General features: G+C 71.6%; 21 protein-coding genes. 11 read left to right on the top strand and 10 right to left on the bottom strand.

The features are described 5' to 3' along the window. The first annotated feature begins 1 nt into the window (after position 1). The 6 genes from ACFKCF_RS34475 (at position 2) to ACFKCF_RS34450 (ending at position 5,921) form a co-directional block, all read left to right on the top strand. Positions 2–955 (top strand): carbohydrate ABC transporter permease, encoded by a 954-nt coding sequence (locus ACFKCF_RS34475; protein WP_394499464.1) that lies wholly within the window; start codon positions 2–4, stop codon positions 953–955. After that, positions 952–1,785, top strand: a complete 834-nt coding sequence (locus tag ACFKCF_RS34470; protein WP_394499463.1) for a carbohydrate ABC transporter permease — start codon at positions 952–954, stop codon at positions 1,783–1,785. The genes ACFKCF_RS34475 and ACFKCF_RS34470 overlap by 4 nt, the downstream gene beginning before the upstream one ends. An 11-nt stretch (positions 1,786–1,796) precedes the next feature. Next, the gene (locus ACFKCF_RS34465) at positions 1,797–3,722 is read left to right on the top strand and encodes a beta-galactosidase (RefSeq protein ID WP_394499462.1); all 1,926 of its coding nucleotides are present in this window, start codon (positions 1,797–1,799) and stop codon (positions 3,720–3,722) included. 104 nt (positions 3,723–3,826) lie between these two features. Beyond that, positions 3,827–4,246 carry a hypothetical protein gene (locus tag ACFKCF_RS34460; RefSeq protein WP_394499461.1) on the top strand — a complete coding sequence of 140 codons (420 nt, stop codon included), beginning with the start codon at positions 3,827–3,829 and terminating at the stop codon, positions 4,244–4,246. 50 nt (positions 4,247–4,296) lie between these two features. Further along, positions 4,297–4,611, top strand: a complete 315-nt coding sequence (locus ACFKCF_RS34455; RefSeq protein WP_394499460.1) for a hypothetical protein — start codon at positions 4,297–4,299, stop codon at positions 4,609–4,611. 59 nt (positions 4,612–4,670) lie between these two features. Continuing rightward, the gene (locus tag ACFKCF_RS34450) at positions 4,671–5,921 is read left to right on the top strand and encodes a hypothetical protein (protein WP_394499459.1); all 1,251 of its coding nucleotides are present in this window, start codon (positions 4,671–4,673) and stop codon (positions 5,919–5,921) included. Position 5,922: 1 nt separating this feature from the next. Here the strand turns inward: ACFKCF_RS34450 and ACFKCF_RS34445 are convergent, their stop codons facing one another. Further along, positions 5,923–6,495, bottom strand: coding sequence for an RNA polymerase sigma factor (locus ACFKCF_RS34445; protein ID WP_394499458.1), 573 nt, complete (start codon positions 6,493–6,495; stop codon positions 5,923–5,925). Positions 6,496–6,677: 182 nt separating this feature from the next. On the opposite strand from ACFKCF_RS34445, the gene ACFKCF_RS34440 reads away from it, so the two are divergent. From ACFKCF_RS34440 to ACFKCF_RS34430, 3 genes are read left to right on the top strand one after another with little or no spacing between them, the layout of a single operon-like run. After that, positions 6,678–7,379: a Crp/Fnr family transcriptional regulator gene (locus ACFKCF_RS34440; RefSeq protein ID WP_394499457.1), complete on the top strand. Its 702-nt coding sequence runs from the start codon at positions 6,678–6,680 to the stop codon at positions 7,377–7,379. Positions 7,380–7,402: 23 nt separating this feature from the next. After that, positions 7,403–8,686: an oxygenase MpaB family protein gene (locus ACFKCF_RS34435; RefSeq protein WP_394499456.1), complete on the top strand. Its 1,284-nt coding sequence runs from the start codon at positions 7,403–7,405 to the stop codon at positions 8,684–8,686. Further along, positions 8,683–11,901 (top strand): ATP-binding protein, encoded by a 3,219-nt coding sequence (locus tag ACFKCF_RS34430; protein WP_394499455.1) that lies wholly within the window; start codon positions 8,683–8,685, stop codon positions 11,899–11,901. Before ACFKCF_RS34435 ends, ACFKCF_RS34430 begins: the two co-directional genes overlap by 4 nt. Positions 11,902–11,915: 14 nt before the next feature. Here ACFKCF_RS34430 and ACFKCF_RS34425 read toward each other — a convergent pair whose 3' ends face one another. From ACFKCF_RS34425 to ACFKCF_RS34390, 8 genes are all read right to left on the bottom strand, one after another. Continuing rightward, positions 11,916–12,659, bottom strand: coding sequence for an SDR family NAD(P)-dependent oxidoreductase (locus tag ACFKCF_RS34425; protein WP_394499454.1), 744 nt, complete (start codon positions 12,657–12,659; stop codon positions 11,916–11,918). A 26-nt stretch (positions 12,660–12,685) separates the two neighbouring features. After that, positions 12,686–13,948 carry a sensor histidine kinase gene (locus ACFKCF_RS34420; RefSeq protein ID WP_394499453.1) on the bottom strand — a complete coding sequence of 421 codons (1,263 nt, stop codon included), beginning with the start codon at positions 13,946–13,948 and terminating at the stop codon, positions 12,686–12,688. Beyond that, positions 13,945–14,622: a response regulator transcription factor gene (locus ACFKCF_RS34415; protein ID WP_394499452.1), complete on the bottom strand. Its 678-nt coding sequence runs from the start codon at positions 14,620–14,622 to the stop codon at positions 13,945–13,947. The genes ACFKCF_RS34420 and ACFKCF_RS34415 overlap by 4 nt, the downstream gene beginning before the upstream one ends. A gap of 93 nt (positions 14,623–14,715) precedes the next feature. Next, a complete protein-coding gene (locus ACFKCF_RS34410) occupies positions 14,716–16,032 on the bottom strand; it encodes a cation:proton antiporter (protein WP_394499451.1) in 1,317 nt (438 codons plus the stop codon). Then, a complete protein-coding gene (locus ACFKCF_RS34405) occupies positions 16,029–17,357 on the bottom strand; it encodes a cytochrome P450 (RefSeq protein WP_394499450.1) in 1,329 nt (442 codons plus the stop codon). Before ACFKCF_RS34405 ends, ACFKCF_RS34410 begins: the two co-directional genes overlap by 4 nt. Continuing rightward, positions 17,351–18,394, bottom strand: coding sequence for an alpha-hydroxy acid oxidase (locus ACFKCF_RS34400; RefSeq protein ID WP_394499449.1), 1,044 nt, complete (start codon positions 18,392–18,394; stop codon positions 17,351–17,353). Before ACFKCF_RS34400 ends, ACFKCF_RS34405 begins: the two co-directional genes overlap by 7 nt. After that, a complete protein-coding gene (locus ACFKCF_RS34395) occupies positions 18,394–19,953 on the bottom strand; it encodes an NAD(P)-binding domain-containing protein (RefSeq protein ID WP_394499448.1) in 1,560 nt (519 codons plus the stop codon). Before ACFKCF_RS34395 ends, ACFKCF_RS34400 begins: the two co-directional genes overlap by 1 nt. Positions 19,954–19,992: 39 nt before the next feature. Beyond that, positions 19,993–21,522 (bottom strand): class I adenylate-forming enzyme family protein, encoded by a 1,530-nt coding sequence (locus tag ACFKCF_RS34390; RefSeq protein ID WP_394499447.1) that lies wholly within the window; start codon positions 21,520–21,522, stop codon positions 19,993–19,995. Positions 21,523–21,648: 126 nt separating this feature from the next. Between ACFKCF_RS34390 and ACFKCF_RS34385 the strand changes: the two genes are divergently transcribed. Both ACFKCF_RS34385 and ACFKCF_RS34380 read left to right on the top strand, forming a co-directional pair. Further along, complete coding sequence (locus tag ACFKCF_RS34385) at positions 21,649–22,335, top strand: sulfotransferase family protein (RefSeq protein WP_394499446.1); 687 nt, start codon at positions 21,649–21,651, stop codon at positions 22,333–22,335. 315 nt (positions 22,336–22,650) lie between these two features. Next, positions 22,651–23,991, top strand: a complete 1,341-nt coding sequence (locus tag ACFKCF_RS34380) for a leucine-rich repeat domain-containing protein (protein ID WP_394499445.1) — start codon at positions 22,651–22,653, stop codon at positions 23,989–23,991. A gap of 152 nt (positions 23,992–24,143) precedes the next feature. Here the strand turns inward: ACFKCF_RS34380 and ACFKCF_RS34375 are convergent, their stop codons facing one another. Next, positions 24,144–25,043 (bottom strand): LLM class flavin-dependent oxidoreductase, encoded by a 900-nt coding sequence (locus tag ACFKCF_RS34375; RefSeq protein WP_394499444.1) that lies wholly within the window; start codon positions 25,041–25,043, stop codon positions 24,144–24,146. Between the last annotated feature and the right edge of the window lie 62 nt (positions 25,044–25,105).

Here is a 25,105-nt window from a genome sequence, read left to right as displayed (position 1 = left end):
CGTGGCGGCACCCGCACTGGCGGAAGCGCAGGTGGCGACCAGGTCGCGGCGGCGGCCGTCGGCCCGCCGCCGCGACCGGCTCATCGGCTGGCTCCTGGTCGCCCCCGCGCTCGCCTATTTCCTGATCTTCCTGCTCTATCCGGCGCTGTCGGCGCTCTACTACAGCTTCACGGACTGGAACCTGCGCTCCGAGGCCGCCTGGGTGGGCCTGGCCAACTACGCCGACCTGCTCTTCGACGACGTGAAGTTCCCGCACTTCTGGAAGTCGGTCGGCGTCACGCTGCAGTACACGCTCATCGCGGTCCCGCTGACCATGGTCTCCGCGCTGGCGCAGGCGCTGCTGCTGAACGCGATCAGGCACGGCGCGAACCTGTTCAGGCTGCTGCTGTTCCTGCCGGTCGTCACGGCCGAGGCGGCGGTCGGCGCGATCTGGCGCTGGCTCTACGACCCGCAGTACGGCCTGATCAACGCGGTGCTCGGCCTGTTCGGCATCCCCGGCCAGAACTGGCTCAACACCCCCGAGCTGGTCATCCCGGCGCTGGCGTTCATCGCGGCCTGGCAGTGCGGCATCTCGATGATCATCTATCTGGCCGGCCTGAAGGGCATCCCCGGCGCGATCACGGAAGCGGCGATCATCGACGGGGCCGGCCCCTGGCAGCGGTTCTGGCGGGTGACGTTCCCGATGCTCCGGCCCACGACGTTCTACCTGCTGGTGACGGGGGTGATCGCGGCGCTGCAGGTGTTCGGCCTGGTGTACGTGATCTTCTCTGGCAACGGGCGCAGCGTCACCGGCGGCCCGGAGCAGTCGGGCCTGACGTACGTGCTCCACCTCTACCTGTTCGCCTTCCGCTACGACGCCATGGGAGCGGCCTGCGCGATGTCGTTCATCCTGCTCGTCTTCATCATGATCGTGACCGCGCTGCAGTTCAGGTTCGTCAAGCAGGAGGCGGCATGAGAAGGGCCCCCATCTACGTGGCGCTGGTGCTGCTGGCGGCCGTGTCGGTGGTGCCGTTCCTGTGGATGCTGGCCACCTCGGTCAAGCACGGGCAGGACATCTACAGCAAGGTGCCCAACCTGCTGCCGCTCGACAGGAAGACCGGCGAGTGGGCGGCGACGCTGGACAACTACGACTACGTGCTGGACGTCGGCGGCCTCGGGAACGCGTTCGTCAACAGCGTCTGGGTGTGCGCGATCCTGGTGCCGGCCAAGCTGCTGGTGGACGCGCTGGCCGCGTACGCGTTCGCGCGGATCCCGTTCCCCGGCCGCGACAAGCTGTTCGTGATCATGCTGGGCGGCATGATGGTGCCCGCGATCACGCTGCTGGTGCCGCGCATCCATGTCACGCAGGCGCTCGGCATGTTCGACTCCGGATGGGGGCTCATCGTCCCGAACATCGCCTCCGTCCTGGACATCTTCCTGCTGCGGCAGTTCTTCCTGTCGCTCCCGGCGGAGCTGGAGGAGGCCGCGCTCATCGACGGCGCGGGCCGCATGCAGATCTTCTGGCGGATCGTGCTGCCGCTGTCGAAGCCGGTGCTGGCGGTCGTCACGATCACCAGCTTCCTGTTCCACTGGAACGACCTGGTCTGGCCGCTGGTCGTCACCAACGACCCCGAGCTCTACACGCTGCCGCTGGCCCTGCAGCAACTCGTCGCCAGCCCCGACGGCGGGCGGGCGTACTACATCATGGCGGGCGCCACGCTCGCCGTCCTGCCGGTGATCGCCGTGCTGATCGTCTTCCAGCGCCGCATCCTGCAGGGCATCGCGTTCACCGGTTTGAAAGCTTGAGGAGAACAGACGTGCTCATCGACGGGCAGGTGCTCGTGACCGCCGACTACCCCTACTACCGCGACGATCCGGCCGTCTGGGCCGACCGGCTGCGGGCCGTGCGGGACGAGCTCGGGATCGAGGTGGTCACCTGCTACCTGCCCTGGCGGCACCACCAGCCGGAGCCGGGCCTGGCCCCCGACTTCACCGGGGCCACCCACCCGGCCAGGGACGTCGTCGGCTTCCTGGCGCTCTGCGCCGAGCTGGGGCTGCGGGTGATCGCCAAGCCCGGCCCGTTCATCCACGCCGAGGTGGGCTACGGCGGGCTGCCCGACTGGGTCTGCCCGGACGCGGACCCGTCGATCGAGCCGCTGCTCGACGCCGAGGGGAAGCCGTCCCTCTGGTCGGACGGCGCCCTCTCCCGGCCGCTGCCCGCCCCGCTGGGCGCCGCGTTCCTGGCCAGGACCACGCAGTGGCTGTCGGCCGTGGGCAAGGAAGTGCTGGCCGACGCCCCCGCGGTGGTGGCGCTGCAGATCGCGAACGAGGGCGTCTACACCAACGGGGCCCGGCCGCTGACCGCCTACGACTACAGCCCGTCCGGGCTGGCGTTCTACCGGGACCGGCTGCGGTCCTGGTACGGGACGCCGCAGTCGTACAACGCGGCGCACGCGACGGCGCACGCGGACTGGGCCGAGGCCGAGCCGCCGCCCAGGGCGGGCGGGCTGCTCGCGCGGGCCGACTGGGGCCGCTTCCACGCCGAGTACCTGGCCGAGGTCTACCGCGTCTGGGCCCAGGCCGTCGGCTCCGGCCTGCCCGTCTTCGTGAACCTCAACCCGCCGACCGTGCCCGAGCTGGACGACTGGCTGGCCAGGGTCAGGCCGCGGCTGTGGGGCGGCATCTCGTACGGGTTCACCAACTGGATGGGCGTGGTGTCGGCCGACCGCGACGCCCAGGCCCGCTACGTGATCGCCGCCAAGCTCGCCCCCGGCCCGAACCTGGAGGAGAACTGGGGCTTCTCCCAGCTCTACGACCCCGCCTACATCGACGGCGCGACCAGCTTCCACCAGTCGCTGCTGGCCATGGCGGCGGGCGCGACCGGGTTCAACGTCTACACCGGGGTCTCCACCTCGGGGTGGGCGCCGGAGCTCGACGCGGCGCACGAGGGGTCGTACCCGGACTGCGCGCCGATCGACGCGGACGGCTCGCCCACCGGCAAGGCGCCGGTGGTGCGGGCGCTGGCGGACTTCTTCGCCGCGCACGGGGCGGAGTTCCTGGAGTGCGCGGGCACGGCGCGCGACGCGTTCGGCCTGTACCTGCCGTACGCCGGGATCGCGGCACTTTCGGGTGCTGACGGACCGGGTTGCGGACGGGCGCTGCGGGCCTTCCACGAGCGGATGCGCGAGCGCGGCCTGGACTACGCGCTGGTCGACCTGGAGGACGTGACGGCCGGGGAGCTGAGCGCGTACCGGTCCGTGACCGTGCCCGGCGGCCCGTTCATGCACCGGAGCGCGCAGCTGCTGCTCGCCGAGTACGCCGCCGCCGGCGGCCGGGTGCTGGTGGACGGGCCCGTCCCCACGCTGGACGAGAACCTCGCGCCGTGCGTGCTGCTCACCCCGTCGGCGCCGCCCGCCGACGAGGACGGCTCCATCGTCCTGTACGGCGCCGCCGACGCCTTCCTGCGCAGCCATCCGGACCGGGACGTCCACTACCTGATCGTGCTCGTCCAGACCGGTAACCAGGGCCCGATCGGCGTGCGGACGCCGTACGGGACCGTCGAGATCGCCGCAGCGGACGGCGGCGCGGCGGTGCTGCGGCTGGCCGGCGGCCGGCTGGGCGACCTGGTGGTGAAGGGCGTCAACACCTACCTCTCGTCCGCGGTCGCGGCCCGCGTCTCCCTGAACGGCGAGAGCGTCGTCACGGCGGGCCCCGCCGACCTGATCATGATCGCGGGCGCCTGACCAATGCCCGGCGTTTATTGACAGAACGGACAGGTATTTCGCCGCTGCGGTTGCCGCTCTGCTCCTTCACACGGGGACGACGTTCCCACCGAAAGGAGATCGGAATGGCAACCGGAGAATTCCAGGTGATGAAAGTACCGGCCGAGCAGCTCGCCGGCGTTCTCCACGGCCAGGTTGTCGATCCCGGCGCGCAACCCACGAACGTCGTGCACCGTAACGAGGGCTGGACCGTGGACGTGAGCTGGGAGGTCGCGGGCGAGCTCGTCGACTGGCTGGCGGGCCGCTGGAATTTGGAGATCATCGCCGATCTGCTGGGCGGCGGTGAGACCAGGCACCCTTCACCCCCTGTCGAAATGACCTTCACGCCTGGCTCGGGCAGATACACCGCTTCCGTCCCGATGCGTGGTCAGCTCTCCCCCGGCACCTATGACCTGGTGGTCAACCTCACCACCACGACCGCCGCCGGCACCGCGGGGGCGCTCGGCGGGTTCGTGGTGATCAGCAAGATTGTGGTCAAGGACTGAGGGCCGCCGCCCCGGGCGGCCCGCCCGGGGCGGCCGTGGATGGAGCCGCCATGTCTCTGGTGCTCAACCCCGTGTGGTGGGATCAAGGCCGGCCGGATCGCGTGGCGATGGGCGCGCTGATCGCCACCGACCGCCTGCTGTCCTACGTGACGAACGAGGAGACGGTCTTCACCCTGTCCCGCGCCGACATCCGGGCGAGCTGGCGGCCCCTGCGCGTCGACCTCACCTGCGCCGGACGCCGCTTCCGGCTGCGCTTCCTGCCGCCGGGGGCCCTGGTGTGGCCGACCGGCGTCCTGCAAGCCCGCCGTAAGTCACGCGCCCTACGCTCCTGGCTGGCGGCCGCGGGGGAAAGACCGGCCGCCTGACGTATCTGACGCCGCTGGAGACGCTCTTATCTCCTCGAGGCGAACCAACGGGAGATCCCATGTCCGACACTCCGATGACCGCGGACGACGTGCTGCGCATCGCCGCTTACAAGGACCGGAGCCCGGCACTCGAAGCGATGGTCATCGCCTACAGCTACCACCGCGTCGCCGGGGACCTCGCCCAGCACCTGGGCAAGGACGCGAACAACTGGTACTGCTACGCCACCTGGACCTCCAAGGCCATCGGAGAGAGCCTCGACCTCAGCCCCGACTCTCCGTTCATCCTGGACTTCAGCCAGAAGATGCGGGTGCCCCACCGGTTCAGGAGGGTGTTCAGGGCGTTCCTGCTCACCCTGCTCGGGCCCAGCTACCAGCTCGGGCTCGCGCTCGCCAACCGGGCCATCTTCCTGGAGACCGCCAGCCTCGCGGTCAACCTGTGGAACGACTCGCCCGACCGGTTCCTCAAGGTCAGCCCGGAGTCGGACCTGACGCCGACCCCGCCGTCGTTCCTGACGGACCTGCTGGCCGAGGCCGACGCCCGCTACCTGAAGGACGCCGCGCAGCTCCTGGTCGAGGCCAAGCACACCGCCGACCCCGAGGCCCGCGCCGAGCTGATGTTCGGCGCCTGCGTGGCGCTGTCCGCCTACGAGCAGGCCCGCGCGCAGAAGGCCCTCGAGCTGGTGCTCTACCGGCCGGTCCGGTGGCTGACGCGGGTGTCGTGGCGGTCGCTGCGCTCGCTGGTGACCCGGCGGCGCTTCCCGAGGTTCCGCCTCTACGCCGCGCGGCACGAGGACCAGCCGTGGCTGACGCGCTGGCTGGAGGGGAAGTGGTCCTCGCTCTACACCCGCCACCTGTTCGCCGTGCAGACGCCGCTCAGCGACATCAAGGTCGGCCGGCCGCTCACCGCGCCGGAGGGCGTGGACATGGAGCGGGTCTGGGCTCCGATCCAGAACGAGAAGGTCCGCAAGCTGGCCGAGGAGTTCATCACGGCCGACCAGGAGGCGTCCACGGCCGGAGTGGCCGACTGGGTGTCCTACCGCGACCGCATGCGCTTCATCGTCAGCTATTTCCGCGTCTACCAGCACGTGAGCGCCCTCTACGACGTGCCCTTCGCCAAGGACGTCGCCGACGGCCTCGCCCTGGAGATGGAGCGCGGGCTGGTGCCCCAGGCCGTCAACATGATGCTCGCCCGGGGCGGCCGCAAGGTCTACGAGTATCCGGCCGAGAGCGACCCGGACGCGTTCGAGATGGCGCACTTCGACTTCGAGCCGTTCCTGGAGGCGATCCAGCTCGACCCATCGGCGAAGTGAGTCAGTCGAGGAAGTCCCTGGTGATCTCGCGGGCTTGCAGGAGCCCGCGGAGCTTCGCGAACGTGCGGGCTCGGGTGGGCCCGATGCTCCCGACGGGCCTGCCCAGCCTGCGCGCCACGTCCACGTAGTGCGGCTCGGAGGTTTCCGTGAGCGCTCTGAACAGCACCCGCTGCGCCGTCGGCAGCTCCTCGACCAGCTCGTCGAGCGTGCCGGCCAGCCAGATCCTGGCCAGCTCCCTGTCCACGTCGTCCGTGCTGCCCAGCGTGTCGAGGTCGGGGGTGCAGATCTCCTTCGTCCGCTTGGTGAGCTTCAGGCACTCGCGGAAGGCGATGGTGGCCAGCCAGCCCGCCATGCGCTGGCCGTCCTCCACGCTCCTGAGATTCTGCCAGGCCAGCAGCCAGGTCGTCTGGAGCACGTCCTGGGCGTCCTCGTGGCTGAGCCTGAACCGGCGGATGCGGGCCTTGAGCATGGGGCTGAACTCCTCGATCAGCCGCTCCCACGCCATGGCGTCGCCGTCCTGGGCGGCCGATACGAGGGTGGCGGTATCGGGTCGTTCGATGGTGTCCACATACATGTCGATCTCCCTGCCGGGCCGGGTACTCGGGGGGTCGCCATCACCGCCCGGCATCCCAACGGTGCGCCGAGTGATCGTCAGGGGCTGTCTCGCGCGTGACAGTCCCGATGTGTTCCTCATCACAATCGGGACATCCAGGACGGTTATCTGTTCGTGCGCGAGATGCGGCCTAAAGTTCTTGCATGAGCGGGTTCCCGAACGATGTTCAGCCGGTGGCCTCCGTGCTGTCGGAGATCCCGCTGTTCCGCGTACTCGGAGAGAGCGGCATCGAGAACACGGCGCGGGCCGGGATCTCGAGGCGATACCGGGCCGGGCAGATCATCATCCACCAGGGGGACCCGGGAGAGTCCCTCTACGTGGTGCTGGACGGCCTGGTGAAGGTGGTGTTCACGACCGAGCACGGCGACGAGATCGTGCTCAACATGCTGGGCCGCGGCGACACCTTCGGCGAGCTGGCGCTGCTGAACAACTCACCGCGCTCGGCCTCGATCGTGACGGTGCGCCCCGCCTGGGTGTTCGCGCTGCCCAGGGCACGGCTCCTGGAGCTCATGCGGGAGCATCCGGGGCTGGCCGACGAGTTCCTGCGCATGCTCGGCCACATGGTGCGCAGGCTCACCGACCAGGCGGCCGACCTGGCCTTCCTCGATCTGGGCGGGCGGCTGGCCAAGCTGCTGCTGCAACTGGCCGACAAGCACGGCCAGGACGACGGGGTGGTGGACCTGCCCGGGTTGACCCAGTCCGACCTTGCCGCGCTCATCGGCGCGTCGCGGCCGGCGGTCAACCGGGCGCTGCAGTCCCTCGTGGCGAGAAACCTCATCGCCGTCAAAGGCCGGGCGATCACGCTGCTGGACGTCGCCGCCCTGCGGAAACGGGGCGGCCTCTGACCGAAATCTGGAGTACGGGGTAGATGAACGATCACGAACGCTGGCCGGAGGAGAGATTCCGCCAGCTGCGACAGCAGGCGGACCCGGACATCGACAAGGTCGTGGCCGGATACCTGGACGACCAGCCCGCCGGGAGCGGGCCCCTGGATCTGGTGAAGGCGGTGATCCAGGAGCTGGCGGCGGCCAAGCGGGAGGCCAGGGCCCCGTCGGGCGAGCCGCCCGCCTCCGCGATCTTCGAGGCCATCGACTTCGCCGCGGACCTGCCCGACTGGGGCGACGACCGCGAGCTGCTGGCCAAGGGGCAGGCCGTCTTCGCCGACTACGGGCTCTACCAGTCAGCCGCGCTCTTCTGCAAGTGCCTGCCCATGGCGTACGTGGAGGTGTCCAGCGCCAAGGTGCTGGCCGGCGTGTCCCGGCTGGCCACGCACAGCCTCACCCGCCGGGTGGCCGAGACCGGGCAGATGCTGGTCGACGTGATGGGCCTGAAGGCCACCAACAGCCTGGAGCCCGGCCGCCCCGGGCACACCACGGCGATCGGCCTGCGGATCCTGCACTCCTTCGTCCGCGCCCTGGTCAACGAGCGTTTCGCTGACCACTGGGACACCGCGAGGTTCGGCCCCCCGGTCAACCAGGAGCTCCTGCTGGCCACCATCTTCGACTTCTCGGTGGTGACATGGGAGGCTCTGGAGAGCATGGGTGTGACGCTCTCCACGGAGCAGCGTGCGGCCCACCTCTACACGTGGAGCGTGTTCGGCCATCTCATGGGCGTGGAGGCCTGCCGTGACCGGCCTCTCACGCTCGAGGACGTCGAGCCGGTCAGCGAGCGCCTGGGCCGCCTGTACGAGTCCAGCGACGAGGGCCGCCGGCTGATGGCCCGGCTGCTGGAGGAGATGGAGGAGTTCATGCACCTGGGGTGGCGCAAGCTGCCGCGCAGCCTGGTGCACTGGGTCTTCCGCGACGCCGAGTACGGCGCCGACCGGGTGCCCGAGCTGCTGGGCGTGCCCAAGCCCGCCTGGTGGTTCACCGCGCTGTTCGCGGCCGGCCGGGCGGCGCACCGGCACTCGGCGCTGGCCGGCCCGGTCGACGGCGTCGTCCGCTGGCTGGTGCGCAGGCTCGGGCGGCAGATCGTGGTCGCCCTGATCGACCGCCACTCCGACGGGCAGGCGGCGTTCAGGATCCCCGAAGAGCTGGCCGGCGCCTGGCGGATCAAGCAGTCGCGCTCCGCCGTGAAGACGCGCGAGATCCGCCGCACGGTCCGGCAGAAGGTGCGCGCGCCCGCGCGGGGACTGAAGGAGCGGCCCACGTGACCGCCCCGCACCCGCCCGGCACGCTGACCACGGCGACCATCCTGTTCACCGACGTGGTCAGCTCCACCGCCATGCGGATCAGGCTGGGCGAGGAACGCGCCAACGTGGTCTTCCGCCGCCTCTACCAGCTGCTCCGCTCCGTGGTGACGGCCAGCGGCTCCACGTTCACCAAGAGCCTGGGCGACGGGCTGATGGCGGTCTTCGACTCGGCCACGGCCGGGCTCGACGCGGTCATCGCGGTGCAGCAGGCGGTGGCCGACGAGAACGAGCGCGCCCCCGACAAGATCTCCATCAGGGCCGCGCTTGCCGCCGGCGACGTGTGCTGGGGCCACGACGACGTCAGCGGGCTGCCCACCGTCGAGGCGGCCCGGCTGGTGGCCATCGCGGAGGGCGGCCAGGTGCTCTGCACCGACCTGGTGCGGCGGCTGGCGCAGGGGCGCAGCCGGCACGAGTTCAAGGATCTGGGGCGGCTGCCGGGCAAGGGGCTGCGGGAGCCGCTGCACACGTACGAGTTGCACTGGCAGAGCGCCGACCACCACCAGGTCGCCGGGCTGGCTCCCTGGCTGGAGGACGGTCACGTGCTCCCGTTCGTCGGCCGCGACGAGGAGCTGCGGGCGCTGGACGGGGAGCTGGCGGCGGCCGAGTTCGGCAGCGGGCTGGTGATCCTGCAGGGCGACTCGGGGGTCGGCAAGACCCGGCTGGCCTCGGAGGTGGCCCGGCGGGCGCTCAAGCGGCAGTTCACGGTGCTGGCCGGGCGGTGCACGGATCCGGCGCGGCGGGCGTACGAACCGATCGCCGGGGCGGTGGAGCGGCTGGCCCGCACCTCGCCCGCGCTGCTGCTGCGGGCCGGGGTCGACCAGCAGTGCGGCCAGCTCGTCCGCCTGGCGCCCTCGCTGGCCGCTCCCCCGCTGTCGCTGGAGGTGCCGCCGGCCACCGAGCCGGTGTCCGAGCGCTACCACCTGATGGCGGCGGCCCGCACGCTGATCGAGCGATTGACCACCGTGCGGCCGGTGCTGCTGGTGATCGACGACCTGCAGTGGGCGACGCTGGAGTCGCTGCAGATGCTCAACGCCCTCATGTGGGACGCCGAGGCCCTGCCGCTGCTGGTCCTGGCCACCTCGCGGCCCCTGCTGGTCGACTCGCCGGCCGAGTCGGCCCTGCCGGAGCTGCACAAGCTGACGGCCGACAGCCGCACGATCGAGGTCCCCTCCTTCGGGCTGGACGAGGTCTCCCACGCGCTGGCGCAGGTGCCCGGCGGCGGCGACTCCGAGCTCCTGCACCGGATCACCGGCGGCAACGCGTTCCTGGTCAGCGAGGTGGTCAGGGAGCTGGCCGCGGGCAAGGAGCTCGACGGGCTCACCGTGCCCGACTCAGTGACGAGGATGGTCATGGCCCGGCTCTCGCAGCTCCACCCCGACGCCAGAGACCTGGTCAACCTGCTGGCCGTCGGCGAGCGCATGGAGTCGGCCGAGCTTCGGGCGGGGCTGGGGCTCGACGAGGCCCGGTTCGTGGCCGCGGTGGAGGAGGCCATGGGGGCGGGCCTGGTGACCATGTCGGACGGCGGGTCCTGCCGGTTCTCCCACGAGCTGACCAGGACCGCCCTCTACGCCAAGCTGTCCGCGCCGCGGGCTGGGCTGCTGCACGGCAAGGTCGCCGACGCGCTGTGCCGGACCGACCCGCGCGCCATGGAGACCCGGCCGTACGTCGTGGCCACCCACCTGCTGGCCGCCGCCGAGCACGGCCGCGACCCGGCCCGGGTCAGCGCGGCGGCGGACGCGGCCGTGCACGCGGCCCAGCACGCGCTGGCCGGGCTGGCCCACCGCGAGGCGGTCACCTGGTACCAGCGGGTGCTCGATCTGCTGGCCGACTTCCCCGGCGCCACCCTGGAGCGTCGCGCGGAGCTGCTGGTGGAGTGCGGCCGGGCCATGTGGCTGGCCGGCGACCCCGACGCCAGGCAGACCCTCGTGCGGGCGGCCGACCTGGCCAGGCAGTGCGAGCGCTCCGACCTGATCGTGATCGCGGCGCTGGGCGGCGACCGCGGCTTCTCCACCATCTCGGCGGCGCCCGACCAGCAGCGCATCGCGCTGCTGACCGAGGCGCGCAAGCTCGTCGACTCCACCGATCTGAGCACCCGGGCGCTGCTGGCGGCCCAGCTCGCCTCCGAGCTCATCTGGGCGCCCGACGGCGAGCGGCGCTTCGCGCTGAGCGACGAGGCCGTGGCCCTGGCCCGCAAGTCGGGCGATCCGCGCACGCTCGCCGGCGTGCTGGGGCAGCGCAGCCTGACGATCATCCCCGCCGACCCGCTGCACCAGCGCCACCGCGACGGTGACGAGATGCTGGAGGCGGCCCGCCGCACGGGGGACGACCTGGCGCTGTTCCACGCGTACGTGCAGCGCACTCCCCCCGTGCTCGACGGCGGCGACGTGACCAGGGCCGCGATGCTGCTCGGCGAGGCCGACGAGCTGGCGCGCCGGCTGGCGCAGCCGCACCTCAACTGGCTGATCGGCTACTCCAGGGCCGGCCTGACGCTGATGCAGGGCGACCTGGCGCAGGCCGAGTCGGAGGCGCAGGCGGCCCTGCGGCTGGGCTCGGAGATCGGCCGCCGCCTGGAGGCCGTGGCCATCTACTCGTCGCAGATCGGCGAGATCCGGCGGCTGCAGGGGCGGCTGTGGGAGCTGCGCGACCGGCTGCGCCGGGCCGCCCAGGCGCCGCGCGTCGACCCGGTGCACGCGATCCTGCGCTATCTGTGCGAGCTGGCCGACGAGGAGGCCGGGCCCCTGCTCGACCGCATCCTGGCCGACAACGGGGCCGTGCCGCCCCGCAACATGGCCCACCGGCCCGCCCTGGACAACCTCGCCGTGGCCGCCTCCCGCCTGGGGCGGGCGGAGCTGGCCGAGCAGCTGTACGGCTCGCTGGCCTCCGACGGGGAGACGTTCGGCCACGGCGCGGTGGCCCACCACTGCGGGCACCACTACCTGGCGCACCTGTGCGTGGCGACGGGCTCGCCGCAGCGGGCGGCCGAGCACTTCGAGGCCGCGGCCGAGGTGCACGAGCGGCGGGGGGTGCCGCTCATGCTGGCGGAGTCGCTGCTCGACTGGGCCGACCTGCTGGACGAGGGCGAGGTGAGCGGGCCGAAGCCGGCCGACCTGCGCAAGTGGTGCGCCTCGCTGCTGGCGGGCCGCGGCGCGATCCTGCTGGAGCGGCGGCTGCGCTGACCCAACCCGCGGGGTCAGCGCAGGTAGGAGGCGCCGTTGAGGTCGAGCACGGCGCCGCTGGCCCATTCGGCGGCCGGGGAGGCCAGGTAGACCACGGCCGCCGCGATCTCCTCCGGCCGCGCCACCCGCCCGAACGGGCTCTGCGCCCGGATCGCGTCCCCTTCGGGCCCCGTGAGGTACTCGGTCGTCATGTCCGTCTCGACGAAGCCGGGCGCCACGGCCGCCACCGCGATCCCGCGCGGGGCGAGCGCGACGGCCAGTGACTGGCCCAGCGCGTTGAGCCCGGCCTTGCTCGCCCCGTAGGCGGGGCTGTCCGGCTCGCCGCGGAAGGCGCCGCGCGAGGAGACGTTGATCACGCGGCCGCCGGCGGGCATGTGCTGGACGGCGCACCAGATGACGTTGGCCGTTCCCACCAGATTGATGTCGAGCGTGCGCCGCCAGGCGCTCTGCCACTCCTCGTACGACAGCTCCGTGAGGGGATGGTGGAAGTAGGTGGCGGCGTTGTTGACCAGCACCTCGATCCCGCCCAGGGCGCCGGCCGCCGCGTCCACCATGTGGCGCACCGCCTCCGGATCGGCCAGGTCGCCCCGCACGATCGTGTGCCCCTGGCCGGGCAGCTCCGCCAGCAGGCTCTGGGCCTCCTTCTCGGAATCCCGGTGATGGATCGCGATCCGGTCGCCCTGCGCGGCGAAGGCCGCCGCGACCGCCCGTCCGATACCTCTCGACGCACCTGTGACAAGAACTCCACGCCCGCTCATGTCGCCGCACGCTAGCAGGTGCGTGTTCAGAGGCGGCGTTCGGGCTCGCGAGCCGGCGGCGCCGGCAGGCGCGGGGTGACGGCCGGATCGGCGGGCAGGCTGACGGTGAAGGTGGCGCCGGCGCCCGGGCGGCCCTCCGCGGTGATGGTGCCGTGGTGGCCCTCCACCACCTCCCGTACGAGCGCCAGCCCCAGCCCGAAGCCGCCCCCCACGAACCGGGCGAAGAGGCGTTCCGTGTGCGCCGGGTCGAAGCCCGCCCCGTCGTCGCGCACGGCCAGCCGGACCAGATCGCGCTCCCGGGACAGGGTCACCCAGATGTGGCCGCCCACGCGCGTGTGGCCCAGGGCGTTGTCCAGGAGGGCCGAGACCACGCGGCGCAGCGCGGACTCCACGCCGCGCACCACGTGATCGCCCGGCCCCTCGCACCGTACCTCGATCGTCACCCCCTTGGCGTCCGCGCGGGCGCCCTCGGCCACGGCCAGCCCGGAGGCCAGCACCGCGAGGTCCACGGGCCCGAACGGGCGGCGCAGCTGCTGGAACTGGGCCGACTGGAGCAGGTCCTCGACCACCTCGCCCAGCTGCCTGGTGCCGGTCACGAGCTGGTCCACCTCGTCGATGAGCAGGATCGGGTCCGTGCCGCCCCGCAGCCGGCGGGACAGGAGCTGGGCGCGGGTGTGCAGGCGGGTGAGCGGGCTGCGCAGCTCGTGGCTGACGTCGGCGGCGAAGCGGTGCTGGCGCGCCAGCGCCTCGCCGAGCGGCGCGATGGCCCGGCGGGAGATGACCTGGCCCACCAGCAGCGCGGCCAGCAGGCCGCCGATCTCCGCGCCGCCGAGCGTGCGGAGCAGCCGCTGCCGTTCGGCGTCCTGGTAGCGCAGGTCCAGTGCCGCCTGGAAGGTGGCCGTGCCGCGCCGCTGGGTGCGGATGAGGTACGCGTGCCCGCCCACCCGGACCTCCTCGATCCTGGGCGGCAGCCCGGTGGCGACCTGGTTCATGGGCGCGCGTGCCGGAAGCGCCTGCGGCGCGCCCGGGGAGCTCTCCACGGTGCCGTCGGGCCGCAGCGCGTAGAGCCAGACGCAGGGAGGAGGGTGGGCGATGGGGGCGCGCTGGACGGCGGCGGACAGGTCGCGCCGGGCCGAGTCGGCCTGCTGGTGCACCATGACGCAGTAGACCAGCACCCCGGCCAGGGCCAGGACGAGGGAGATCGCGCCGGCCACCTGCGCGGTGATGCGCCGGCGGGCCCGCTTCAGCAGCCGCCGCTCGAGCTCCGACCCGCGCGCCGGCGGGCTCATAACTCGCCCAGGCGGTAGCCCACGCCCCGCACGGTGTACACGACCCCTGATCCCAATTTGTTGCGCAGGTAGTAGACGTACGTGTCCACGATCGATTCCTTCTTGGCGCCGTCGAAGACCCGCTGCCGGAGCGACGTGCGGGTGTGCACCTGCCGCGGGCGCGCCGCCAGGGCGCTGAGCAGCCGGCACTCCTGCCCCGACAGCTCCACCTGCTTCCCGCTCGGCAGCCGGACGATGTGTGACTCGGAGTCGAGCCAGGCGGCGCCGAGCGGCAGCAGCGTGGCCTGGTCGAGGTTCCTGCGGTGCAGGGCCCGCACCCTGGCCAGCAGCTCGTCGATCTCGAACGGCTTGACCAGGTAGTCCTCCGCGCCCGCGTCCAGCCCGGCGACCCGGTCGGCGAGCGAGCCGAAGGCGGTCAGCACCAGCACGGGGGTGGTGACCGCCTGACGTCGCAGCCGCCGCATGAGGTCGATGCCGTCGAGCGACGGCAGGCCGCGATCGATGATCAGCACGTCGTACGAGCGGCTCAGCCCCAGATGCAGGCCGCGCTGCCCCTCCAGAGCCAGGTCGACCGTGTATCCCTCCTCGGTGAACAGGTCGACGAGCATGCGCCCCAGTTCGCGGTCATCCTCGACGACCAGCAGCCGACGGGCTGTACCCGGTGTTCCAGCCACCAGACCACGGTTACACCACGCCTCGGGGAATTACCAGGTCCACTCGGGCATTGGTTGATCGAAAAGCGGGCGCACCACGGCCTACCTGCGCGATCACGATGGATTGGACCTGACCAGCTCCGAAACTTCCGCAGTCTTGCTCCGGGTCTCCAGGCGCTCGGGGAGCGCCAGCTTGTAGAGGGGCAGCGCGCCGGCCGTGGTGAGGATGGCCACGAGCACCAGCATCGCGAAGAGCTCCTGGTTGATCATGCCCTGGGCCAGGCCGATGTTGATGAAGATGAGGATCATCAGCCCGCGGGCGTTCATGAGCGCCCCCACCGCGTACGACTCCCGCCAGCCGAACCCCATCCCCTTCATCGCCAGCGCGCACCCGAAGTACTTGCCGCAGAACCCGGCGAGCAGGATCAGCCCGAACGCCAGCAGCATGGCGCCGCCCGCGATGCCCCCGAGGTGGGTGTTCAGCCCCGAGAAGGTGAAGAACGTGGGCAGCAGCAGCGTCGAGACGATCTCCATCATCCGGCCGTGCAGTGCCTCGCGGAACTTGGGGTCGCGGGGCATGGCCAGGCCGGCGAGGAAGCCGCCGAAGACCGAGTAGACGCCGATCCAGTCCGTCAGCCAGCCGGCCGTCAGCGGCACGAGGATGACGACGTACATGGCGGTGGGGCCGAGGCGGCCGGTGCGGGCGACGTTCGCGCCCATCGGGCGTAGCAGGGGCGCGACGACCTTGAGCATCACGACGGCGAACACCGCGGTCAGGCCGATGGTGGGCAGCGCACCGCCGGGGCCGGAGCCGAGGTGCATGGCCGACAGGACGGCCAGGATGCACCAGGCCAGGGCGTCGTCGATGGAGGCGGCGATGAGGGTGAGCCGGCCGACCGGGGTGTTCTCCAGGCCGCGCTCGTACAGGATCCTGGCCAGCATGGGGAACGCGGTCAGCGACAGCGCCCCGCCGACGAACAGGGCGAACTGGAAGGCGCTGACGTCCGGCAGCGAGAGCAGGTCGTACAGGAGGAGACCCGCGCCGAAGCCGAGCAGCAGCGAGGGGACGATCCCCGAGACGGCCAGCGCGGAGGCCTTGCGGACCTCGCCGGGCGTGCGCCCGCTGTGGTCGAGCCCCGCCCCGACCAGGAACATGTAGAGCGTCAGGCCGATGGTGCTCAGCACGTACAGGACCGGCCTGACCTCCTTCGGGAACAGGGCCGCCTGCGCGTCGGGGAAGAGCCAGCCGAAGAACGTCGGCCCGAGGAGCACGCCGGCGACCATCTCGCCGAGCACGCGCGGCTGCATCACCATTTGTGCCAGCCGGCCGCAGATCGCCGCGACGATCAGGATCACGACGAGGGCGGGCAGGACCTTGAGTATGAGGGCGAGGTTCGGATCGGGAGGCGTGACGTGGGCCAGTACGGTCATGTTCGGTTCTCCGCTGGGTGATCGAAGTGGGTCTCGCAGAGCCGTTGCCGTCGGGCGTCCCAGACCATGTACGTGCCGAGGACGAGTTGCACGAGGCTGCGCCAGACGTCCTCCCAGCGGTCGCGGACCCGCATGAGGACGAGCGCGGCGCGGGGCGGTGACGCGTGCGGCGGGGTGAGCAGGCACGGCCCCCGGTTGGGCAGGGACCGGGTGTGGGCGGCCGAGGAGTGCAGGGCGTAGCGGTGCAGGATCTCCCGCGCCGCGACCCGCATCGCGATCGGCGCCAGCCGCCAGGCCGGGCAGGGGCGGTTGGCGGCGACGCCGAACGGGATGTGGTTGAGCTCCTTGGCCGGCCGGTCGAAGCGGCCCGGGTCGAAGCGGTCCGGATCGGCGAACCCGGCGCGGTGGAACTCTGGATAGTTGAAGCAGAGCACCGACCCGGCCGGGATCACGGTGCGCTCGCCGAGCGGGATCTCGCCGGTGGTGATGCGGTGGGCGATGCCGAAGAGCGGGTAGAGCCGCAGCGTCTCGGAGATCACCTGGTCGAGGTAGCGGTCGTCCCCCGTACGGGCCCGCTCCTGCACGCCCGGCTGCTGCGCGAGGACCATCAGCAGGTGGGCCATGGCCTCCGACAGCTGGACGACGGCGGTGTTGAAGAACGCGCCCTGGAGGTAGAACGCCTGCTCCTGGGGCGACAGGCCGGAGGGGAGCGGGATCCGCACGCGTGACAGGTGGCCGAGCAGGTAGCGGGTCAGCCGGTGGCGGCGTTCCATGTGCCGCAGGCCGGTGCACTTGAGCGAGGTGACCACGTCGTTCGCGTTGCCCACGATCAGGTCCCGGGCCTCGCGCGGGCACGGCTCGGCGAACACCAGCTCGTAGGAGAACTCGGCCCACAGGGGCATCGTCAGGTCGCGCAGCCGTACCAGCCCCCGCGCGTCCGCCAGCGTGCGGGCGGCGCAGCGGCGCGTGAGCTCCTCGGCCTCGTGGCGCGGCACGGCGAGCAGCCCACGCGTCGCCCTGGCCACCGCGTCGTACCGCTCGCCGGCCTCCAGGTGCTCCTGGTGCATCTCGGGGCCGGGTGACAGCCAGTACCAGAACAGGTCCGACAGCGCCGCGCCCTTGCTCCGCCCGCCGGCGGCCGGGTGCGAGTAGACCTCCTTGAAGCGGTCGACGCTCACGAGGTCGCCGGGGACGGGGATGCTCTCGTCCCCGTTGATCCGGTTGAAGACGCGTACGCGCAGCGCCACGACCCTGGCGGGCAGCCACCACGGCAGGCTCGCCACGACCGCCAGCACCAGCGACAGGATGATCAGCCCGATCAGCATGGCCGCCGCACCATGCCCGGATCGAGGTCGCCGATCGACGCGCAGCCGCACAGCGCGAGCGCGTGCTCGACCTCCGCGCGCAACCGGCCGAGCACCCGGAGCACCCCCCGCTCGCCGTCCGCCGCCAGGCCCCAGATCACCGGTCGGCCGACGGCCACCGCCGTGGCGCCGAGCGCCAGCGCCTTGACCACGTCGGTGCCGCGCCGGATCCCGCCGTCCAGCAGCACGGGCACGGCCCCTGCGACGGCCGCGGCGACGTCCGGCAGCAGGTCGATCGCCGCGGGAACGGTGTCGAGCTGCCGCCCGCCGTGGTTCGAGACCATGATCGCCGAGACGCCGTGGTCCAGCGCGATCCGGGCGTCGACGGGATGCGTGACCCCCTTGACCGCGATCGGCAGCGCGGTCATCTCCCTGAGCCGGTCGATGTGCTCCCATGACAGCTCGGGCGACATGACGATCGGGCGCACGCGGTCGCCGTCGCGCAGGTTCTCGCAGCACAGGTGCTCGGGCAGGTCGTGGAAGCCGTTGCGCAGGTCCCGCTCGCGCCGCCCGAGCACGGGCGAGTCCACGGTGACGACCAGCGCCTTGCAGCCGGCCGCCTCGGCGCGGCGCACGACGGCCTCGGTGAAGGCCAGGTCCGGCTGAACGTACAGCTGGAACCAGAGCTCGGCGCCGGGCGCGGCGGCCGCCACCTCCTCGATCGCGACGGTGGCGGCCATGCTCACGATCATGATCGTCTCGGCGGCGGCGGCCGCGCGCGCGGTGGCCCGCTCGCCCTCCGGGTCGGCGAGGCGGTGGAACGCGGTCGGCGCCACCAGCACGGGCATGGCGGCGCGGCTGCCGAGCAGGGTGAGGCCGGTCTGCAGCTTGGCCGCGCCGCGCAGCACCCTGGGCAGCAGGCCGATCCGGGCGAACGCGGCCTCGTTCGCGCGCACGGTGACCTCCTCATCGGCCCCGCCGGCGAAGTAGTCGTAGTGCGCGGGGTCGAGGCGGGCGCGGGCCTCGGCCTCGAACTCGCGCAGGCTCCACCGCTCCATCAGACCGGTACGGACGTCAGCTGCTCGGCGAAGAAGACCCGCAGGGGCTCGATGTGGATCTCCTTGGAGTTCCACTCGTTCTCGAGGTTCTCGGTGATGTGGTGGGCGACCGGGGGCTGACCGGGCACGTGGTGGCGGACAACGGGGTGGAGGTAGTGGCCCTCGTGCGCGCGGGCCGAGTCGCTCTGGCTGATCCGGCCCACCTCGATGTCGAAGGGGTCGATCTTGTCGTGGTCGGGCCCGTAGTCCAGGGTGATCGCGAAGTGGCCGCGCTCGCCGATCGGCGGGCCCTGCAGGTCGTACGGCAGCTCCTCCAGGTAACGGGCGGTGTCCCCGTCGAGCACGATGACGTCGGCCAGCAGCCCGAACTGCTGCCACAGCGCCGAGGTGCGGTTGACCCGTTCGATGACCGCCGCCGCGAGCGCCGCCGGGTCGGCGGGCAGCACCCTGGCGGGCCAGGGCACGCCGTGGTAGCGCGACTCCAGGACGCGGTGCAGCGCGCGCACGCCGTACCGGAAGCCGTGGATGAAGCCGCTGGTGCCGTGCTTGAAGTCGCGTGACTGCGTGATCGTGCCGGCGAAGTAGAGGTCCGGCACGTTGACGGACTCGTAGGCCGGGGTGAGCGACGGGAACCTGTCGTTGATCACCAGCTCGGGGCGGCAGCCGTCGCCGAAGATCGAGCCGTCGAAGCGGAAGCCGGTGCAGAGGATCACGCTGTCGTACGGGATGTCCTTGGTGACCTCGTCGACCCGGGCGAAGGAGACCGTCACCAGGTAGGTGCCGTCCGGTCTGCGCTCGACGCGCTTGACGTCTCCGTCGAGGATCGCGTTCTGGGACTTGAGCTGGTAGGTGTCCAGCAGGCCGTTGTTGACCGCCCGCAGGTGGCCGACGTAATGGGTGCGCCAGGCCATGCGGACCGAGTGCGGGCCCGCCACGTGAATGACCGCCGCGGTCTCCATCAGGTTGTCGGCCGTCTCGAAGGCCGAGTTGCCCTTGCCGATGACGAGCACGCGCTGGTTGACGTAGTCGGCCGGGTCGGTGGAGTGGGTGCCGTACAGGTCGGCCGTCTCGATGCCCGGGATGGGTGGGATGTTGGGCTTGGTGACGCCGGTCGCGACGATGACCCGCTTCGCCTCGTACGTACGCCCGGTCTCGTCCGTCACCCGGAACGACGGCCCCGGCCTGTCGACGCGGACCACCCGGGAGTCGTAGGCGATGCGCAGGCCGCGCTTCCGGGCGAAGTCGGCCAGGTAGCGGACCATGTCGTCGGCGTGCGGGAAGTACCGGTCGCTGTAGCGGGTGAACAGCAGGCCGGGGTCGTCGGACAGCAGCGAGTTCCAGTCCATCCGGAGGTTGAGCTCGGGGTCGTCCCATCCGGTGTACTTCTTGTTGATCGAGATCAGCGTGCGATGGCGCGGGTGGGTGCGGAAGAACTCGCCGGGCGCGGGACCCGCCTCGAGGATCAGGTAGTCCCGCCCCTGCTCGTGCAGGAAATACCCCAGCTGCAAACCCGCGGGGCCCGCGCCGATCACCAGGTAGTCCAGGGCCTTGTCCGGCACTGAAGCCTCCGTCACAACGATGTTATTGAACGGACAACATCAGTGTTGGCGGGCAATTCTCAGAATTTGATCAGAGAGGGCGCGTTTGTCGGGCTTGCCGCTGGTGGCGAGGGGGACGGCGGGCACGATCGTGATCGTCCTAGGGACGCTGTCCTCGCCGAGTTGCGCGCGGACCAGCGCCCTCAGCGCGCCCTGGTCCGGGGTCCGGCCCACCGCCGGGACGACGAACGCGTGCACGGCCTCGCCCGCGTCCTCGTCCGGGGCGCCCACCACGTACGCCTCGTCCACGTCGGGGTGGCCGGTCAGCGCGCGCTCGATCGGGCCCGCGTAGACCACCATGGCGTTGACCATGATCACGTCGCGGGAGCGGCCGGCCAGATGGAGGAAGCCGTCCGCGTCCAGGTGGCCGAGGTCGCGGGTGCGCAGCCAGCCGTCCTTCAGGGTGTCGCGGGTCTCCTCCTCCTCGCCCCAGTAGCCCCACATGAGGTACGGGCTGCGTACGTGGATCTCGCCCGTCGCGCCCGGGGGCAGTTCGTCGTCGTGCTCGTCGCGCACGCTGATCTCGACCCCGGGGTGCGGGCGGCCGACGGGCTCCAGCACGCCGGCGGCGATGTGGTCGGGGGTGAGCATGGCGATGTTGCCGGCCTCGGTCTGGCCGTAGCCCTGGTAGACGACCGGGCCCAGCTTCTCGACGGCCTCGGCCAGCCGCCGCGCGCTGATGGGCGACCCAGAGACGATCAGCGCCCGCAAGCTCCCCACCTCCACCTTGTCCAGAAATTTCAACATTTGGAACAGCCGGGGCACGGTGATGATCGAGCCGGTGATCCGGTGGCGCTCGATCGCGTACGGGAACATCGGCCGCCCGTCGTCCTCCGGGATCACCGCCGTGCCGCCACCGAGCAGGCACGGCGCCACGAACTCCATCACGACCATGCTGGCCAGCGTGCCGAACAGCAGGTACCGCTCGAAGGCCCTGGCCAGCCCGGCGGCGACGGGCGACCACACGCGCGGCTGCCACGCCCAGTGCTCGCCGAGCGCCCGGTACGTGATCGCGCACCCCTTCGGGCGGCCGGTGCTGCCGCTGGTGAAGGTCAGGGCCGCCACGTCGTCGGGGCGGGCGGTCAGGGTCAGCGGCCGTCCGTCGTCGGGGTGGGCCAGCAGGTCGCCGGCGCCCGTACAGGGGCCCAGGGACAGCACCGGCCGGCCGGGAAGGTGACGGGCCGCGGCGCGGCGCAGGTCGGGGCTCGCGGTCGTGGGGTCCACGAGCAGGGCGTCGATCCCCATCCCCAGCACGTGGGCGAGCTGCCCCTCCGGATAGCCGGGCCGGATGCCGACGACCCGGCAGCCCAGCGTGTGCGCGGCCATGTGGGCGGCGAACGCCTCGGGTGTGACGGCGGTGCGCACCGCGACGGCCCGCCCCGGGCCCAGGCCCGCGGCGCGCATGGCGCCCGCCAGCCGCCGGATCAGCTCCAGCAGCTCGCCCCTGGAGAGCGTCCTGTCGCCGTGCTCGAAGGCCGGGCTGTCGGGGGCGTCGCACAGCGCGTCGAGCAGCGGCTGCGGGAAGGGCATGTGCGCCTCCTCTGTGCTTTCATGTTCATGATTCACCGTTTTCGGATTCACCGTTTTCGGATTCACCGCGACGTTAGACAGCACAGATCAGAGCCCCATCAGAGACGTGCAGGTGGTGAGCGCGACGTGAAGGTGATCGGCGCGGGCTTCGGGCGCACGGGCACGCGCTCGCTCAAGGCGGCCCTGGAGATCCTGGGCTTCGGCCCCTGCTACCACATGTCCACGATCATCGCGGAGCCGTACCGCGTCCGGCAGTGGCTCGACGTCGGGGAGGGCCGCTCCCGTGACTGGGACACGCTGTTCGCCGGCTTCCGGTCGGCGCTCGACTGGCCCGCCTCCGCATACTGGCGCGAGCTGGCCGAGCACTACCCGGAGGCCAAGGTCGTCCTGACCGTCCGCGACCCCGCCCGCTGGTACGAAAGCGTCAGCGAGACCATCTTCCGCAGCGCCCTGGCGGAGCGCCGGCTCCCCCTGCGCCGCCGGGTGACCCGCTGGCTGGTCGCCCGCCGCGCGCCGGACTTCGCCCTGTACCCGCGCATGGCCAGGGCGACCGTCATGGACCGCGTCTTCGGCGGCCGCATCGACGACCGCGACCACGTCATCGACGTCTACGAACGGCACGCGGCCGAGGTGCGGGCGGCGATCCCGGCGGAGCGGCTGCTGGTGTTCCAGGTGCGGGACGGGTGGGAGCCGCTGTGCGCGTTCCTCGGCGTGCCCGTGCCGGAGGTGCCGTTCCCGCAGGTCAACGAGCGGGCTGCGTTCCGCGCGAAACGGCCGCGCCGGCTCCTTCGGCTGATCGTACGCGGCCGCTGACGGCTCGGGACCGCTCACGGCACGCGGACCGATCGCCCACCTGCACCCCCATGGCACGCGGACCCGATCACCCACCTGCACCCCCACGACTCGCGGACCCGATCACCCACCTGCACCCCCACGACTCGCGGACCCGATCACCCACCTGCACCCCCACGACTCGCGGACCCGATCGCCCACCTGTGCTCAGCCACCCCTGCTCGCCAGGTGCGGTCGTCCGTGATCCACCGGGCCGTCAGGCACGGATCCCCGCTCTGACACCGAGTGCTCCTGAATGCCATCCAGAAAGATCACGAATGCGTAGGGTGGCATGGCATGAATCTGGACCTTTCCGACTACCGCGCCAAACTGGCGTCCGCGTCCCCGGAACGTGCCTGGAAGTGCCTGCGCGAACTCACGCTCCACGGCGAGGGCGACGCGCTCGCGCTGGCCGCGGAGTTCGCGGAGATCGCCGAGGCGTCGTCCGAGAAGCTGCTCAAGCTGTGGCCGCAGGCGCTCGACCCCGACGCCTTCGCCGAGCACCTGCTCGCCCCCGCCTTCGACGACGAGGAACGTACCGACCTGGAGCTGCGCCGCCGTGACTCGCTCGCCGGGCTGCGCCACCTGACGACGCTGCGGACGCTGGTCCTGGACCACTGCAAGGGGCTCACCGACCTCTCCGAGCTCGCCGCGCTGACCGAGCTGCGCGAGCTCAAGCTGGACGGTTGCGCGGCCGTCAGCGACCTGCGGCCGCTCGCCGGGCTCGTCAGGCTGGAGCTGCTGGAGGTCGCCGGCTCTCCCGAGGTGTCCGACGTCTCCCCGCTGCTCGGCCTGCGCAACCTGCAGCGTCTCAGTCTGCGCAGCAGCGGGGTGACCGGCGTCGCAGGGTTCGGGGAGGCGTTCCCGTACCTGGGCCGTCTCAGCCTCGACAACTGCCGGTTCATCGAGGACATCCGGCCACTGTCCGGGCTGCGCCGCCTGACCGAGCTGGAGGTGAGCCGTACCAAGATCACAAGCATCGAGGGCCTGTACGGCCTCGACTCCGTGACCGAGCTGCACCTGCACTGCGCCCGCCTGACCAGCCTCGACGGCATCGCCGCCATGCCCGCGCTCGAAAGGCTCTATCTCGGCGGCTGCACGAAGCTGAAGAGCCTCGACGGCCTCGGCCACCACCCCCGCCTGACGAACCTCGGCCTGCCCAGCGCGCCGCTCCCCGACCTGCGCCCGCTGTCGCGGCTGCCCGCCCTGACCGAGATCGCCATCGACAACTTCAACAAGCTCACCTCGCTCGACGGGCTCGAAGGGCATCCGTCGATCAGCGAGGTGTACCTGGCCTACACCGAGCTGATGAAGGACTTCACGGCGCTCGCGCGCATGCCCGCCCTGCGCGTCCTGACCCTGCAGGGCCTGGACCACCTCTCCGACCTCAGCCCGTTCGCGGGGCTGCTGGGCCTGGAGGAGCTCCACGTCGCCTACACCGACGACCTGACCACCCTGGACGGGCTCGAACGCCTGCCCTCCCTGCGCGCCCTGCACCTCGACAACTGCGACTCGCTGGGCGACCTGGGAGAGGTCACCGGCTTCCCGTCGCTCAAGGAGATCACTGTGAGCCGCTGCCCGGCCCTGCCGCCCGACCTCCTGTCCGACCTGCGCGCCCGGGGCCTGCTCAGCGACTGACCTCAGCCGCTCGGAGCCTGGACAACGACTGACCTCAGCCGCTCGGAGCCTGGACAACGACTGACCTCAGCCGCTCGGAGCCTGGACAACGACTGACCTCAGCCGCTCGGAGCCTGGACAACGACTGACCTCAGCCACCGCTCGTGACTTGCTCAGCGACTGACCTCGGCCGCCGCCCGGGTCGACGTGGTGATGAGCTCGTCGGCGACCCATCGCGCGACGCCGGCGGGGTAGGGCGCCGACAGTCCGAGGACGATGTGCCGGAAGCCGGCGTCGATCGCCTCGCCGATCGCGTCCCGGGTGATGTCGGGCTGGTCGTAGGAGACCGGCAGGTGGATCGAGCGGATGATCGAGGCGGGGTCGCGACCGAGCTCGGCGCAGTAGCGGTCCATCAGCCGGCTGCGTGCGACGACGTCGTCGATGTCGCCGCCAGGGATGTTCCACATGTCGGCGTGCTCGGCGGCCACGCGCAGCGTCGGGCCCGAGCGCCCGCCGATGAGGATGGGCGGGTGGGGGCGCTGGACGGGCTTGGGGTTGCAGAACGCGCCGGTGAGCTTGACATGGGTGCCGTGGAAGTCGAACGGTTCGGCCTCGGTCCACAGCCGCCGGATGACCGTGCACGCCTCGGCGAGGCTCTCCACGGCGTGGGCGGCGTCGTGGAAGGGCAGGCCATGCGCTTCGTACTCGCGCCGGGCCGACGGCCAGCCGGGTCGTGAGCCGACACCGATGCCGAACTCGAGCCGTCCGCCGGAGACGATGTCGACGGTCGCGGCGATCTTGGCCAGCAACGCGGGCGGCCGGAAGCGGTTGCTGGTCACGAGCAGGCCGAGACGCAGCCGCCCGGTCTGCGCGGCGAGGGCCGAGAGCAGGGTCCAGCCCTCGTACGTCGTTCCGTTCGGGTCGCCGAAGATGGGCAGGAGGTGATCGAACAACCATGCGTGCTCGATCTCCGGGATCGTGTCCGCCTCGCGCCAGACCCGCAGGACGTCCTGGTAGTCGACCTGCGATGGGGCGGTCATGATCCCGAAGCGCGGCCTGGAGGTGTGCAACATCGGGCCGTTGATCCTTTCGCTCGTTCAATCGGAACACGGTTCAGCACGGCGCTTCGTTACGG

Source organism: Nonomuraea sp. JJY05 (assembly GCF_043496855.1).
In the GTDB taxonomy this organism is placed as follows: Bacteria; Actinomycetota; Actinomycetes; order Streptosporangiales; family Streptosporangiaceae; genus Nonomuraea.
Note: the sequence above shows the minus strand (reverse complement) of the source record. Positions and strands in the feature narration are given on the sequence as shown.